14 protein-coding genes are annotated in these 15,968 nt (G+C 40.9%); 13 read left to right on the top strand and 1 reads right to left on the bottom strand.

What is annotated here, in order from left to right:
• The first annotated feature begins 21 nt into the window (after positions 1–21).
• Positions 22–816, top strand: coding sequence for a cation efflux transmembrane domain-containing protein (locus tag OO016_RS03485; RefSeq protein ID WP_266010873.1), 795 nt, complete (start codon positions 22–24; stop codon positions 814–816).
• Positions 817–1,005: 189 nt separating this feature from the next.
• Here OO016_RS03485 and OO016_RS03480 read toward each other — a convergent pair whose 3' ends face one another.
• Positions 1,006–1,347: a hypothetical protein gene (locus OO016_RS03480; protein ID WP_266010872.1), complete on the bottom strand. Its 342-nt coding sequence runs from the start codon at positions 1,345–1,347 to the stop codon at positions 1,006–1,008.
• Between the two features lie 242 nt (positions 1,348–1,589).
• On the opposite strand from OO016_RS03480, the gene OO016_RS03475 reads away from it, so the two are divergent.
• From OO016_RS03475 to OO016_RS03420, 12 genes are all read left to right on the top strand, one after another.
• Positions 1,590–2,444 carry a CPBP family intramembrane glutamic endopeptidase gene (locus OO016_RS03475; RefSeq protein WP_266010870.1) on the top strand — a complete coding sequence of 285 codons (855 nt, stop codon included), beginning with the start codon at positions 1,590–1,592 and terminating at the stop codon, positions 2,442–2,444.
• Positions 2,445–2,514: 70 nt separating this feature from the next.
• Positions 2,515–3,108, top strand: a complete 594-nt coding sequence (locus OO016_RS03470; protein WP_266010868.1) for a hypothetical protein — start codon at positions 2,515–2,517, stop codon at positions 3,106–3,108.
• Between the two features lie 185 nt (positions 3,109–3,293).
• Positions 3,294–4,184, top strand: coding sequence for a hypothetical protein (locus tag OO016_RS03465; RefSeq protein WP_266010866.1), 891 nt, complete (start codon positions 3,294–3,296; stop codon positions 4,182–4,184).
• A 197-nt stretch (positions 4,185–4,381) separates the two neighbouring features.
• A complete protein-coding gene (locus OO016_RS03460) occupies positions 4,382–4,981 on the top strand; it encodes a hypothetical protein (RefSeq protein WP_266010864.1) in 600 nt (199 codons plus the stop codon).
• Positions 4,982–5,166: 185 nt separating this feature from the next.
• Positions 5,167–7,350: a DUF748 domain-containing protein gene (locus tag OO016_RS03455; RefSeq protein ID WP_266010863.1), complete on the top strand. Its 2,184-nt coding sequence runs from the start codon at positions 5,167–5,169 to the stop codon at positions 7,348–7,350.
• Positions 7,351–7,449: 99 nt separating this feature from the next.
• A complete protein-coding gene (locus OO016_RS03450; protein ID WP_266010862.1) occupies positions 7,450–8,682 on the top strand; it encodes a glycoside hydrolase family 5 protein in 1,233 nt (410 codons plus the stop codon).
• Between the two features lie 131 nt (positions 8,683–8,813).
• Positions 8,814–9,800: a 3-keto-disaccharide hydrolase gene (locus OO016_RS03445; protein WP_266010860.1), complete on the top strand. Its 987-nt coding sequence runs from the start codon at positions 8,814–8,816 to the stop codon at positions 9,798–9,800.
• 219 nt (positions 9,801–10,019) lie between these two features.
• Positions 10,020–11,855, top strand: a complete 1,836-nt coding sequence (locus OO016_RS03440) for an FAD-dependent oxidoreductase (RefSeq protein WP_266010859.1) — start codon at positions 10,020–10,022, stop codon at positions 11,853–11,855.
• Between the two features lie 28 nt (positions 11,856–11,883).
• Positions 11,884–12,648 carry a flavodoxin family protein gene (locus OO016_RS03435; RefSeq protein ID WP_266010857.1) on the top strand — a complete coding sequence of 255 codons (765 nt, stop codon included), beginning with the start codon at positions 11,884–11,886 and terminating at the stop codon, positions 12,646–12,648.
• 24 nt (positions 12,649–12,672) lie between these two features.
• Positions 12,673–13,467 (top strand): MBL fold metallo-hydrolase, encoded by a 795-nt coding sequence (locus OO016_RS03430; RefSeq protein WP_266010855.1) that lies wholly within the window; start codon positions 12,673–12,675, stop codon positions 13,465–13,467.
• Positions 13,468–13,501: 34 nt separating this feature from the next.
• Positions 13,502–14,662 carry an acyltransferase family protein gene (locus tag OO016_RS03425; RefSeq protein WP_266010853.1) on the top strand — a complete coding sequence of 387 codons (1,161 nt, stop codon included), beginning with the start codon at positions 13,502–13,504 and terminating at the stop codon, positions 14,660–14,662.
• Between the two features lie 50 nt (positions 14,663–14,712).
• Positions 14,713–15,963, top strand: a complete 1,251-nt coding sequence (locus OO016_RS03420) for a serine hydrolase domain-containing protein (protein WP_266010851.1) — start codon at positions 14,713–14,715, stop codon at positions 15,961–15,963.
• Positions 15,964–15,968: the final 5 nt, after the last annotated feature.

The raw sequence follows: 15,968 nt of genomic DNA, 5'->3' as shown, positions 1-15,968 counted from the left end.
TATAAATGAAATGCCATAGCCATGGAAAAATCAACATTTGAGATTCCAAAAATGGACTGTCCTTCGGAAGAAACTCTTATCCGAATGAATTTGCAGGGAATTTCAGGTATTGCAAACTTGAACTTTGATATACCGAATCGAAAATTAACAGTATTCCATAGCGGACCAATAGACCAAATCGAGAAATCAATTCGTGAATTGGATTTGGGAGGAAGAATAATTTCAACCGAAAAAACTGACCAAATAAATTTTAAAGAGAATAAAAACCAAAAGAAATTACTAAGGACGGTACTCACAATAAATTTTACCTTTTTCCTTATTGAAATAACCACTGGATTAATCTCAAAATCCATGGGATTGGTTGCTGACAGTTTGGATATGCTGGCTGACTCATTTGTATATGGAATTAGTCTTTTAGCTGTTGGGGGAACATTAACAAGAAAGAAACGTATTGCTAAACTTGCCGGGTATTTTCAAATTACTCTTGCCATTTTGGGATTTATAGAAGTCCTAAGAAGATTTTTTGGAGTAGAAAAATTACCTGATTTTTCAACGATGATAATCGTTTCCGTATTCGCACTTGCTGCGAATGGCATTTGTTTGTATCTATTACAAAAATCAAAGAGTAAAGAAGAAGCTCACATGAAAGCAAGTATGATTTTCACTTCGAATGATGTAATAATAAATTTGGGAGTAATCACTGCAGGAATTCTGGTTAATTGGCTTAATTCAAACAAACCTGATTTGATCATCGGTACAATCGTATTTATTTTAGTAATACAGGGGGCGATAAGAATCTTAAAGCTTGGACGCTAAAACCTTATTCAGAAATATAGATAGGTGTTTTGGGCACTAAAGATAGAGGTAAGCTATAAACAAATATCAAAGTTCAGTAGTCACTAAAATGCATCTCCAATACAATACTTCAACAACCAAAAATATTACTTCTTGAAATTTAGAGATTCTAAGCATTACATCTCCCGCGAATGGTTAGGGCAGATCATTTTAAGATTGCACCAGGTTGGAACCCCACTGAAAAATCGACCATAAAATCAAAACACAGACTATTGCAAGGGCCCCAACCCCAATAAGAACGCCTTTTGTTCCGGATCGCTTCCCAATTTCAACGAATCCCACAACGACCAGTATGGTGCCCATAACTGCTGAAACCCCTCCGCCAAGCAATCCCACAAACCCTCCTCCAAGGAAATTAAAGAAAAACTCAATGCCTGAAGGATCAGTTGTTTCTCTATTGATTATTTCAAAGCCCATTCCCATCACCATCAATCCGACCAAGAACAAAATTATAGCTGCCCCAAGTCCAATTTTTTTAAGTTTCTCTATCATAGCAGTACAATTATTTTGTCTTCAGGCCACCTGAATTAAGTCCATGATCGCAGATGCTGCCAGTTAAGGTAAGCTATTTAAATTCTATCAGCACCATATTGACGAAATTGATGTAGCCTGTTAGGGTCAGAGTTATGAAAGCCCTGGTATATAATGCGATAGTCTAAATTCATATGGCAAGCAGATTGTAACAATTAATTCGTCATATCGTCTTATCGGAGTTAACTAACCATTACAGCTTAATGTCAGCAAATTCATCAGAACGCAAAGAGATCTGGAAGACCGTACTCTTATTTCTCGCACTTGTTCTTGTCCTTACTTCGCCATTCCATTATGCCATTGTGAAATTATATCCTTCGCGGCTTTATGTTGGGGCAATCATGTGGTGTCCTGCTATTGCGGCACTAATTACCTTAAAGTTAAAAGGACGCCCTATTTCCCAGCTGAACTGGGAATGGGGGAATTGGAAATATATTCGATTGTCATATCTAATTCCTGCCCTATATGCAATAATATCCTATGTACTTATCTGGATCTTTGGACTTGGTGGTTTAACCAATGAAGAAACAATTTTAGCCTGGGCAGAAGAAATTGGCCTGACTGGAATCGGTACGTTGAGTGCGTCTGTAGCTGTAATTGCAGGGGTGCTATTATTGGGCTCTGTAGGAGTCATCAGAGCAATGGCAACCACTTTAGGGGAAGAAATTGGCTGGAGAGGGTTTTTTATCTATGAATTAAGAAAAGTACTTTCATTTACGGGAGTATCCCTGTTTAGTGGGTTTATTTGGGCTGCCTGGCACTGGCCTCTTCTTGTGTATTACAGTAATAATGTACTGCTGGAATTCATAACGTTCTTTACCGTTATTATTTCCATGTCGTTTATAATGACGTATTACACCTTTAAATCCAAAAGTTTATGGCCGGCAGTGCTATTTCACGCCGTAAGCAATGTATATATTCAGAAGATTTTGCCTCCCTTAACAACCAAGGTTGAGGGGACAGAACACTGGCTTGGGGAAAATGGAATTATGTTTGCTATGGTGACTTGCGTCTTTGGAATTTACTTCTGGAGAAAAGCAATTAAAGAAAAACTGTGACATGAATGTTTTGTCTAAAAATATCTATTATACATCCTTCTTACTTTACCTAAAAATTAATTCCCTGTCAATGAAAAGTCACATTCTACTATTTGTTGCGCTAGCAATGCTTGTCGCCTGTAACAATGCAACTAAATCAGGTATCACCCAACAACCCACTTTAGCTGATTACAAAGCTGGTGAAAAATGGGTTTGGAAGTATAAAGGCGTAACAACCCAGGGAGAAGTACGTTCGGAAGGAGAGGATACAAGGAAAATTGTAAGCGTTGAGGGAGCACTGGGTATGACAATCGGGAATGACACTGTTCCAGTAGCAGACATGGTGAAACCAGAAGAAAGTGTAACCCCTAAATACGACTGGCCTCTGGAAGTGGGTAAAAAGTGGAAATATGAGATCAGCTGGACTAGTCAGGATGGCACAACAGGAAAACAAAGTCAGGATGCTGAGATATTATCCTTTAAGGAAGAGACAGTAGAAGCGGGAACATTTATGGCTTATACCATTCAATACAAAGGTAAAATCACGAATTCCAGAGGATATAGCGCCGACGCAGATGAAGTTTGGTTATACGCGCCCGCAGTAAAAAACTTCATTAAGCTTACCCAAACACAGGACGACTTTTTGTACGTAGAGGAATTAATCGAATATTCCAAGCCTAAGTAGAGGATCTACGGCACAAGTGCCTGCATTACCCTCCCGGAAATCAGGTGCAGCAAACAGGATTTGAACTAAAAGATCCGCATTTTCCCGGCCACTTACAGGCATCGTTGTACCCTCTGTTTATTTAGGAATGAGGATTCGGGATAAACCTTATATTTAAGCTCCTATAACACGAATTCATCAATAAAATGAAATACATTAAATACACTATAATCTCATTTATAGTTCTGGATGTTTTAATTTGTCTTGGAGGGATAATTAAATACAATATTGATCTAAACAGCTATATCAATAAGAAAGAACCTGAGAGGTCAATAAATAATAACCCCTCATTCCGTGATAAAACAGAAGTATATGTTGTTGGGTCGTTTCACTTTGAGACCGACAAGATTAAAAGAGATGATATCTACCATTACCTGGATAGTATTTCCCCTTCTGTTATTTTATGTGAAAGTGACAGCGGGACAGTAAACAGGATGCTTAAGAGAACAGACTTCTTAAACCAGCTCATGAGTTCTTTTAAGAAAGGAAATAAAGTAGAAAGTTTTGTTTCGCTAAAGTATATAAAGCACCACCCAGGGTCCAAAGTCTTACCCTTTGAATGGGAGGAAAGGGATTCTTACCACTCTAAGCACAAAATATTAACCAAATCTGGTGAATTACTTAATTCTGTAATCAGATTACATCGCGAAAATATCTTATCCGGCGATCGGTCTTCAATTGTTGATGAATACTTAGCCATAAATAAAGAATATCAGAAAATTGGTGGCAGTGCAAAAGTATATGATTTCAACAATGAAACTACAGATAGTATCATCAGAAATAGACAGTTGTATGTCTACAAGGAGATTCCGGAAATAGCAAAAGAAAGAAATGAACTAGCAGCATTTAAAGACTTTATCCCCATACATATGGAATATTGGGATAAAAGAAATAAAGCAATGGCTGCAAACATTATAAACCAGATAAAACTCAATCCTAATAAGAAGATTGCAGTATTAACTGGATATTCCCACCGATATTATTTAATTGATGAATTAAAGAAGTACCAGGCGGAATTAAATTTTTCTGTCAAATAGCTATAATAGGGTCTATGCGCTTATCGCCATCATTTGTTTAGCTATTAAATATTAGACCACTGGAAATTTCGTGAATTTAAGCATTACTCCTCCCTGAAAGTGTGGGCCAGATCATTTTAAGGCTGCGTAATAAGGGTTATTGAAGGAAGACAAAATTGTTTATGTTTATAAGTATTTATTTGAAATAAGCAATTGATATGAAATTAGCTAAATACTTATGGACCATTGCATCTTTCTATCTTCTGGTTATAGGTTTTTTCTACATGATCGTTTTGAAAGATTCCCCACCCAATGGTCCGGAACGGTATGAATTTATTATACAAAACTGGGCCACCTATAACTATCAGTGGAAAGCCGAATTAATGATGGCCACCTTACTGTCCATTTCATCATTTCTCTTTTCAAAATATTTGAAAAACCCCGGATTTATAATTATTGGCGTCGGTCAGCTATTCTTTGCCATGGCCATGCCACTTAGTATTGGTATAACGCCCAATGCTTCTTATGAATTTGGATCAGTAATTGGTAAGGGGGCGCATCAAATGGTAAACTTCGGAATGATGGTAAGTTTAGCTGGTTATTATATGCTGCATTGGAAATCTCGTGTTTTAAGTAATTGGTTGCGGATATCTGCATTGACATTAACAACACTGGCCTTTCTCTCTTTCTTAGCCGGGTTTTTGAATATTATCGAAGCCTCAACTGCCCAAAAAGCTATGCTATTCGTTATGTTCCTTTATGTTATCAACGGATACTTTGGAATAAAAGTCAATGAACAAAATGCCAGGAATGTATAATATCTGGCAAAACAGATTTCATATACAGGCATCAGCCAAAGGAACACCTGTACAAACCAAGCTATGATAGATCCAGATATTATATTACACTTCTGGAAATTTGGAGCTTCTTACAATCTCTTCGAAACTTATTATCTTTTTAATCTGAATTATAACCAAAAAAACAATTCATCACCTCTGCTTAAATGAAGTCAGGAAATAAAATCCTCAGGTATACAGGAGTCGGACTGGGCATTGTGGCAGTACTGCTGCTTCTTTTGCTCCCCGGATGGTTAAAGAATTACGCGATAGACAACGCCGAAGAGTTGGTGGGCAGGAAGTTGCATATGGATAAACTAAGGATCAACTATTTCACCGGTACCATTAAGGTTTACGACTTTAAAATGTTCGAGGCCAATGACAGTGATGTTTTCGTTTCGTTTGATACCTTAATCCTGAATACGGTGCCTTATAAATACCTCAGCAATACCTATGCTTTTGACCAGTTATACCTGCAGGGTCTGGATGTCCGTATAGTCAAAAAGGATTCCACCTTTAATTTTGACGACCTGTTGGCTTTCCATACCACCGAAGACAGCACAACAACGGATATGAACGAAGAAGAGGCCTTCAAATTTTTTCTTGAAAACCTGGAGTTAAAAGACGCCTCTGTTCATTTTTACGATGCCAAGGTGGATCATACCTCAGAAATTGAGCATTTCTCCCTATTCATTCCTGAAATCGCATGGGACCAGGAACACGATAGTGATGCAGATTTCGAGTTTAGAATTGGTTCAGCTAAGGTCGAGGCCTTCTCCGATGTACATCCGGGAAGCAGAGCGTTTGAGAGTACCATCGAGATAGACAGTCTGCAATTGAGTGACTTTACGGAATATGCACTGGAATTCGCAAATATTGGAAAGCTTGATGGCATGGCCCACGCCTCCATCCAGTTAACAGGCAACCTGGATAACCCTATGGAAACGCTAATTTCAGGAGAGTTAGATCTTATTAATCCATTGATGACCGACCGGGAAGACGCGGTATTCCTCTCCAGTGAAAAAGTCCTTTGCACCCTGAAGGAAATCAATTTTGATAAGAGTTCGTATATCGTTGAAGAACTGGTTTTTGAGCAGCCCTATCTGAAATTCGAACTGGATTCGGTTTCCAACAATCTATTCAGGATCTTTAATTACCAGCCCGATTCCCCAGAAACGGATACGGAAGAAACTGATGCCCTCTATTACGCGCTGAACCATGTGGAAGTAAATGAGGGACGCATGGATTACACGGACAATTTGACCGGCCGGCCTTTTGACTACGCCCTGAGTGATATTGAGATCAAAACAGACAGTATATTCAGTGACAGTCAATGGGCTGATGTACAATCCACCATGGTCCTCAATGATCGGGGTAAACTCAAGGCTGAAATTGGTTTTAACCCCCTGGATCCTATGAACGCCAGGATTGACATTGCTGTGGAAGATTTTTCGCTAAAAGACCTTAATATCTATTCCGGATATTATACAGGGCATTCCATTCTCACCGGTGAGATGTTTTACTTCTCTTCCACTGATATCAGAAACGGAAAGCTCAACAGCAAAAACCACCTGCTTATCAAAAATGTGGAAGTTGAAAATGTGAAAGGCGGAAAATACGCCATCCCCCTAAAACTGGCCGTCTGGCTCCTCAAGGATAGAAATGGGGATATAGAACTGGACATTCCCTTGCAGGGTGACGTAAATGACCCTGAAGTCGATACCTGGGCCCTGGTTGGTAATACCCTAAAGAAGAAAATTTTCAATACTACGGAGAACCCGGTCATTTCCCTGGCACGTTTTATAAATACCGATCCGGAAAACCTGCAAAGCATGGCCGTTCAGTTCCCGGATACTTCCCTAACTACAGGCCAAATGAGTCAATTGGACCTGATCCTGCAACTTGAAAATGAAAAAGAAGGATTAAGAACCGAAATGAACTTTATTGGGGCAGATTCCCTGCAGGCAAAACTGGCATCGATGCTTGCCCGGCAAGCCTATAATAAGAAAACCAAAAAAGACGCCGCTACGGATACAACTGGCTTTCAGGCCTTCCTGAACAGGCAGCTCAAATCAGACAGCCTTGACCTTGAAAGAGCCATAAGGCAATACGGTATTGCCTATGGGGCGGATTCCCTTGCTGTAAATTACATAAATACACTGGTCTCCAGGGTAGATTCCTACCTGAAATCCCGATCGCCGGAGACCAAAATAAAGGTAGGCAGGGCAAAGGTTAGCGATAAGGATAATATTGATGCAGCTCCCCAATTCAAGATGAAGTATTCCCTCAAAAAAGAGGACGAGGATACCCCCACGGGATCCCCTTCAGAGCCTGAATCGGAGGATAAATAACTGATATGGTGCATGTGCTTGGAATTTCGTCCCTCAAAAGAGATATTTAATACAAAAAAATGGAACCTGAATTATGGATGCCTGGAAAAATCGATACTCATGAAGTCTAAAATCTGGGTTTACCTCCTTTTGATTTGGATACCCTTTTCCTGCCAGAAGGCCGAAAAAAAATACGTTCATGTTGAGGGGAAAGACATTTACTCCCCAGAGGATGAACTTTTACATTTAAAAGGGGTTAACCTCGGGCACTGGTTATTGCCGGAAGGGTATATGTTCAAATTGCGCAATACCAATTCCCCGCGTAAAATAGACCAGGCCATCCGGGAATTGATAGGCAACAGTGCCACTACAGCTTTCTGGGATGCCTTCCTTGAGAATTACATAACCGAAGAGGATATTAAGTGGTTATCGGAAGCCGGCGCGAATATTATCCGGCTGCCTTTTGATTACCGCCTCTTAACCAATGATGATTTTTTGGGCCGTGATATGCATGGGTTCAAGTATATAGACCGGGCCGTAGCCTGGTGCGAGAAATACAACATTTATGTGCTGCTGGATATGCATGGTGCCCCGGGAGGCCAGACCGGCGACAATATAGATAACAGTGATGGTTATCCCTGGCTGATGGTGGATGAAGGCATGAAACAAAAGGTTACGGCTATCTGGCAGGAGATAGCAGAACGGTACGCAGACAATACCACCATTATAGGTTACAATTTACTCAATGAGCCCATTCCTCATTATTTTGAAGCCGATTCCCTGAAACACAACCTGGAACCCTTGTACAAAAGGATTACGAAGGCCATAAGAGAGGTGGATCAAAACCATATTGTCTTTTTGGGGGGTGCTGTCTGGGAGACTGATTTTTCGGTGTTCTCAGAACCTTTTGACGACAAGCTGGCCTATACATTCCATAAATATTGGATGCCTCCGGAACAAAAGGAGATCCAGGAATATGTCGACTTCAGGGAAAAATACAATGTGCCCTTATTAATGGGGGAAAGTGGGGAAAATGATGATGGCTGGGTCAGGGATTTCAGGGAACTGTTAGATAAAAATGGAATCCACTGGACCTTCTGGCCCTACAAGAAAATGGATAATACCCGTGGCCCTATGAACTTTGATAAACCGGAGGGCTATGATGCTTTTGTCCAGTATGCGGAAGGGGACAGGAGCACTTTTGGCAAAATCAGGGATCTGAAAGATAGTATTGGGGTTACAGATCCAAAACAGATCGTGGATGTATTAAATCACTATGTGGAAAACTCCAGGTTTGAAAATTGTTATCCCAATAAAGGTTATTGTGAGGCTTTGGTGTTTACGGGTTACTAAGTAATTCAATGCAGGGGAAACCTATACTAAATTCCAACAAAAATTCCTGCCTTTTATCCGATTTCAATTTTTATTAGATTCGTACCTTAACCAAAATAAAAGTCTTAACTATCTACTAACTTCATACTATCATGAAAAATTTAAAAACGCTCTTATTTCTTACTGTCTTTGCAATAGTGGGTTCTTCTGCTTTGTACGCACAACGTGTTGAAAGTGATTCCCCGCTGATTGGTAAATGGGATCTTACCATAGTCATGGAGCAGGATCAATTAGAGAACCTCGGAATGTTCAGGCATGGACTCATGGCGTCTGATGGTTTCCCCGGATGGCTGGAGGTTAAATTATCCGGTTTTTCCACCCTTGTTGGTTATTATGTAGGGTACGAAGGAAGCGCAAGGCCTATTGCCGAAGTACATTACGATGCCAAGAAAGACAAATATCATTTTACCATTCCTCCCCAATGGATGGATATTGATGATATCTATTTTGAATTCAGCCTGAAAGATGACAAGCTTTCGGGATATAAAATGCTCGACGGGAATAAACTTAAATTTACCGGAGTTCGTGCCCCAAGTTTAAAAAGAACTGAACCACCGGTCTGGGGTAATCCCATCAACCTGCTCACCGATAATATGGATCGCTGGATCATTCCGGAGAACAATAAATTCAAAATGGTCGATGGTATGCTGGTGAACCCGGAAAAAGGGGGCAACCTGATCACCAATCAAAAATTTGATGATTTTAAACTTAGTGTAGAATTCAGGTACCCTGAAGGCAGTAACAGCGGAATATACCTTCGCGGCCGTTATGAAATTCAGATTGAAGATTCCAAGGGAAGGGCCGATCATGTAAGTATTGGTGGCGTTTACGGCTATATCCCACCAGCGGTTAATGCCGCAAAAGAACCCGGAGAGTGGCAGACCTATGAAATTACCTTGGTGGGAAGACATGTTACCATTGTACATAACGGGATTGAAGTTGTTGCCAATCGTCCGATCCCCGGCATAACAGGAGGTTCCCTAGACAGTAAGGAAGGCGAACCCGGTCCGATTATGATCCAGGGAGATCATGGCCCAATTGACTTCCGTAAATTTGTCATAACACCTTCAGTGAACTAAGTGATTTCTGTCGACAATTACATCATGAGATGTTATTGAGGCAAGACAAAATTATTCTTATTTAAATTTCATAAACATTGCCCTGGTCACTCACCAGGGCATGTCTTTTTATTGGCCAAATAAGGCAAGCTTCATGATAATTATCATTATTAAAGAGGTGAATATTAGATAATTTCGAAGGTTATTTCCTTAATGTCTAACGGATAAATCTCTTTACTAATGAGGTACAATACCATTATCATCGGTGGTGGTCTGGCAGGATTAACCGCAGGGGCTACCCTTTCTAAATTTGGAAAAAAAGTATTGCTTCTGGAGCAACACTATAAACCTGGTGGTTGTGCCACCACATTTAAGCGAAGAGATTTTATTATAGAAGTAGGCCTTCATGAAATGAGTGGCCTGGTAGAGGGTGGTACCATCCGAAATATCTTCAAAATGCTGGAGGTAGATAATAACGTTGAATTTCTGAAAGTGCCTGAGTTTTACGGCGTACTATCTGATAAAGAAGACTTTGTATTTCCCCATGGCTTTGAAGCAGCGACAAAAGCACTCGTAGACAAGTACCCTGAAGAAGAGAAAGCCATAAAGAAATTCATGAAGTTGCTGGCCGGAATAAGGCATGAAGCACTGAACTTACCGAGATCTCCTTTAAAGCGTAAGCTGATCTATCCACTATTCCCTTTACTTTATCCAAACCTCGTAACGGCAACAAAACATACGGTGGGTTCCTGGATGGATAAGCACATAAAAAATGAGGAGCTAAAACTTGATCTTACAGCGCATGTTGCTTACTGGGGCGATGATCCTTACACCTTGTCCATGTTCTATTTTGGATTGCCATTTGCCGGCTTCATTGAAAGTGGAGGTCACTTTATAAAAGGTGGTTCACAGAAGCTATCCGATCACCTGGCTTCCTTTATTGAAAAGCACGGGGGTACGGTGCTGTTGGGTAAAAAGGCTGAGAAAATCATCACCAAAAATGGCAGGGCTACAGGAGTTGTTTTCCGCGATGTTTTTCATAAAGAAGAAGACCCTGTCACCATTAGTTGTGACAATGTAGTAGCCAACGCAGCCATCCCCACGGTGCCCGCCTTGTTGGATGAGCCCTATGCCAGTACACTTAAGCAAAAGATAGGTTCACATCCCGCATCAACCTCGCTATTGTGCATGTATTTTGGCTTTAATCAGAAATTGGATCAGTTCGGGGTTAAATATTATTCAAACTTCATACAGGGAGAGGACGTTAAGACCTTAAAAGACGTGCACCCCAACCAGTTAGGTGACTGGAATAAGCGGAGTTTCATATTTGTAGATTATGAAAAAGTCGACGCCGGACTCGCGCCACCGGATAAAGCTGCCGGTGTAATCTGTACTGTTGACTATCTAAAATACTGGGAAAACCTCAGTGATGAGGAGTACAAGGCCAAAAAAGAAGAAGTAGCTCAGATCTTATTGCGGCGATTAGAAGAGAAGTTCCCGGGAATAGGAGAAACCATTGAATATTATGAAATCTCCACCCCTAAGACCATCAAGCGTTTTACCGCTAACCCTGGTGGTGCAGTTTACGGTTTTGCCCAAACTCTGGAATTAACGGCGTCTAAGCGATTCAGAAACAACTTCCTGATACCCAACTTGTATTTTGCATCAGCCTGGGCATTTCCGGGAGGAGGTTTTGAAGGTAGCGTAACGGGCGGGTTTTTAGCGGCCTTACAAATGAACAAAGACAAAATCTGGACTGATACTGATACAGAAAAATACAGTGATGACCGCGTCGTGAAGCTCAAATCATTGAAAAATGTGGATAAAAACACCCTGGAATTGACTTTTGAAAAGCCAGAAGGCTTTACAAATGAGAAAGGCCAATACGCCATCCTCGATCTTAAAGACCCTAAAGTAACCGAATTGGATCTCCCCTATCGCTGGCTTCCGCTGGCCTCAAATGGTGAGGGTAAGCAGTTAAGGTTCCAGATAAAGAAGGACGGGAGCAGCTTTTATAAAAGTTGTGAGAGCATGGAAATTGGTGAAGAGGCTGTGGTATTCGGACCGGTATATTAATCATTGACCCAATAAGAATGCCCCTGAGATGGATAAAAGCATAAAAATAGCAGCTATCTGCGGAAGCCCGCACAGAGGGAATACCTACGAAATACTCCGTATGCTCAAACAGAGCAATCCAGAAATAGATTTCAAGATCCTTATGCTCTCCGAACTGGATCTAAAGGACTGTTTTGGTTGTTATTCATGTATCAACAATGGGGAGGACACTTGTCCGCATAAAGATGATCGTGATTTGATCATTGAAGAAATGAAAAATGCTGATGCAACCATTTTTGCTTCCCCTACCTATGCCAGAGCCATCAGTGCATTGATGAAGAAATTTGTAGAACGGACCAGCTTTATGGCTCATAGGCCCATATTCTTCGGGAAGTACGCTATGGCCCTTTCTACCTGTGGGGGATTTGGCGCAGATCTGACCTGCAAGTATCTTACCGAAAACTTTACTCAATATGGATTCAACTTTGTGCCTTCTGTGGAGCTAATGGTAGCCCGAAAAACGGAAAATGAAACCGCCCGCAATCGTATTCAGGCAAGAAAGGCATACGTAAAACTGATTAGTGCCATTAAAGCAGAGGAAAAAATTGAACCCACATTTGCCCAGCTGGTGTATTTCAACATTTTCAAGTCGATTTCCGAATGGAATAAACTGAAGGGAAGGGCGGATTACGAATTCTACCAGGATAAGAAAGATTATTACTACGATATTCAAATCCCCTTCTGGAAGAAGAGCATAGTAAAATGGATTGCGGGAAAGGAAATAAAGAAAATGAAGGTAAATACCAGCACCTAGTACTAACCTCAGCTTTGACTTCAAATGAAAATTACACACTATCTCTATAACGCTTTCCTCATTGAATCTGGTGATAAGAAATTAGCCGTAGATCCGGGAGGTTTAATGTTCTATTATTTCAGGTTTAGTCCGCTGATCCCTAAATCCGAGTGGAATAACGTTACACATATTTTTGTAACGCATGGCGATCCGGATCACTATTGGCACGCTGATAGAATGGCAGCGGTTTCAAAAGCGCCGGTTATTTGTAACAAGACCATGGTGCAAGAGATTGACGGGAAATATCTACTGCTAGGTCCACGGGATAAAGGTGTTGCCTTTACTACGGAGTTCAAAAATCATCACAAGCTCTCAGTGGATGAAACCATTGAAGTTGATGGTGTTACCATTACGGGAATCAAAACCACTCATGGGCCGCTTACCGTTAAGCTGGGGCCTTTTTCAAAAACGCTTAATCCAGGGCGTGATGAGCGAATCGGATGGGGCGCTATTGGATTCAAGATTCAACTAGATGGGAAGACCTTAGTCAATCTTGGTGACACATTGCTACACAAGGATGAATGGGAATCCATTGACAGTCCAGACGTACTGATGATCCCTATAGGAGGGAACGCGGTACATAACACCATGGATATACCGGAAGCCTTACAGGCTATACGAATTATGAAGCCCAAACTGGTTATTCCCTGCCATTATAATTGCCCGGCTTTTTTTAGTAAAAACTTTAACCATGCTGACGAAGATGAGTTTAGGAATGAGTTAGAAGCAATGGATATCCAATATGCCATTCTCCACAAAGGCGACTCTATTCATGTATAAATTGGCAAGAGTTGATCAAAACCGTAATCGTACCATGACGTCAAACAAAAGACTTTATTACCTGGATTGGCTACGGGTACTGGCCTTTGGTTTGCTTTTCGTGTTTCACTCATGGAGACCTTTCGATCACTTGGAATGGCACATAAAGAATGAGGAACAACATACTGTTTTTGATGCCCTGACGATGTTCACCCATGGCTGGAGGATGCATGTGATATTTTTGGTTTCCGGAGCGGGCACCTATTTCGCTATGCGGTCCAGAAAGGGAAAGTTCATCGCAGACCGTGTCAAAAGACTCATTGTTCCATTTCTTTTCGGAATTGTTATTCTGATCCCTCCACAGCGATTTTATGAATGGAAAATGTTCCAAAATTTTGACGGAGGATTTCTGGATTTTTTAAACCGCTATCCAATTGAGCAACTTGATGCAAATATGGGTGCCAGCCTATTGCTGTGGTTTGGGCATCTCGGAACCCACTTATGGTATCTTCCCTATCTCTTTTTTATGACAATTCTGTGTATCCCGCTATTTACAAGAATTCAGCAAGGAAAGATCAAATTCAACGGGATTAAAGGAACATTATCAGCTCCTTTTGGGGTGTTCATTCTGGTTATTCCAATGTTGGCAAGCAGACTACTTCTTAAACCTGTATTTGAGGGCTACACTGATTGGGGTGACTTTTTTATATACCTCTGGCCTTTTGTCTACGGCTTTATATTTATGGCTGAAAGCGAATTCATCGACATCATCAAATCCAGAAGGCACCTATTGCTTATTGTGGGTATTCTGAGTTCCATTATTTTCATGTACTTAGGCGCTACCAGCGATCAGATGGTACAGGCTTATACATCACCTGAGTTTGATTTGCTTCATGTCTTGACTTCAACTCTCGCCGTTCTCATTGCCCTAAGCTGGACCCTGTTCTTCCTTGGGCTGTTTGCAACAAAATTGGATTGTAAACATTCATTGCTTAGACCAGCAAACATTAGCATATTACCTGTTTATATCCTGCATCAAACACTAATCATTGTAATTGGTTATTACATTATTTTGACCGACCTGAATTTGTTTATCAAATTTGGAATAATTGCTTTTACCGCCATTCCTGCATCTATCCTGCTTTATCAGCTTATCAGAACTAACAATATAACACGATTTGTGTTTGGGCTTAAGCCCCCTAAAAAGCACCTCTAGAAAAAAACTAAAGCAACGACCCGGACGACAGTGCAATTAAAATGAAGAAAATGAATACAAAATCAAAGGCTCCAAGATTTACTCAACGGAGAAATATTGTGCTGCTTGCTGTTATTATACTGGTTACAATGGTGGCATACGTTGCCCGTCCTAAAATACCTATACCACCTGATTCAGTGCAAAATGTAACTGAATTGGATGCCTATCTTGAAACGCTGGTAAATTCAGGTTCTCCACCAGGTCTTTCCATGGTCATTGTTAAGAATGATAGCATTGTATACAGCAAAGGATTTGGCTGGGCAGACCGTCCGCGTAACATAAAAGCCACCCCACAAACTGTATACCATTGGTGGTCCATTACCAAAATACCTACTGCTATTGCCATTCTACAGCTTCAGGAACGAGGTAAACTACAACTGGATGATCCCGTTTCCAGGCACCTCCCTTTCTTTGAAGTAGCATATCCATCAGACAAAAGGACTCCCATAACCATAAGGCATTTGCTTAACCACAGTTCAGGAATACCGGACGCCGGCGGCATGAAATTAGCGAAATGGATACATCATGAAGGGGAACCGCCTTTAGATCAGACGGTCTTAATTGAGAGGGTATTTCCTGATTACATAACATTGAAATTTGATCCCGGAGAAGACACGGCTTATACCAATATTGGGTATATGCTTCTCGGTGCCATTATTGAGAAAACAAGCGGACAAAACTACCGTGACTATATTGAGCAAAACATATTGGTGCCCCTTGAGATGACCCAAACTGGTTTTAAGTTTACTAAGGAAATGGAAGCTTTTGAAGCGGCTGGGTCTCATCCATCCTTTAGCCTCATGTCTCCGCTACTTCACCTCATGATAGGGTCATTTATACGTGAAACCTCCAATGGTAGTATATGGATGGAGCGGGTTTATACCGATCAGGAGCCCCCCTCAGCATTAATAGGGTCGGTTATGGATGCCTCACGCCTGGTCAGAGCTTATTTGAATAAGGGAGCACTTAATGGTAATCGTATCCTTTCGGAAGAATCCATCGACCTAATGACCAATCACAGCCATGTAGCAGAAGCGGATGATGAAGGTTTGTATTTTTTCAGGCGGGGTATTGGCTGGCATATCTTCAAAGAAAAAGGTGGATACAAACTCGAGCATACGGGAGGCGGTCCAGGCTTTTTTACCATCATGCAAATTTACCCTGCCGACAATTTGGGGTTAGTACTATTTTGTAACGATATTACTCTTGAAAATTACGGCTGGAAAATTTTGCAATTAGGTGCTGGTTTAAATTGGGAATGAATTTA

The sequence above is a fragment of the Lentiprolixibacter aurantiacus genome, assembly GCF_026241225.1.
Classification (GTDB): domain Bacteria; phylum Bacteroidota; class Bacteroidia; order Flavobacteriales; family Flavobacteriaceae; genus Lentiprolixibacter; species Lentiprolixibacter aurantiacus.
Note: the sequence above shows the minus strand (reverse complement) of the source record. Positions and strands in the feature narration are given on the sequence as shown.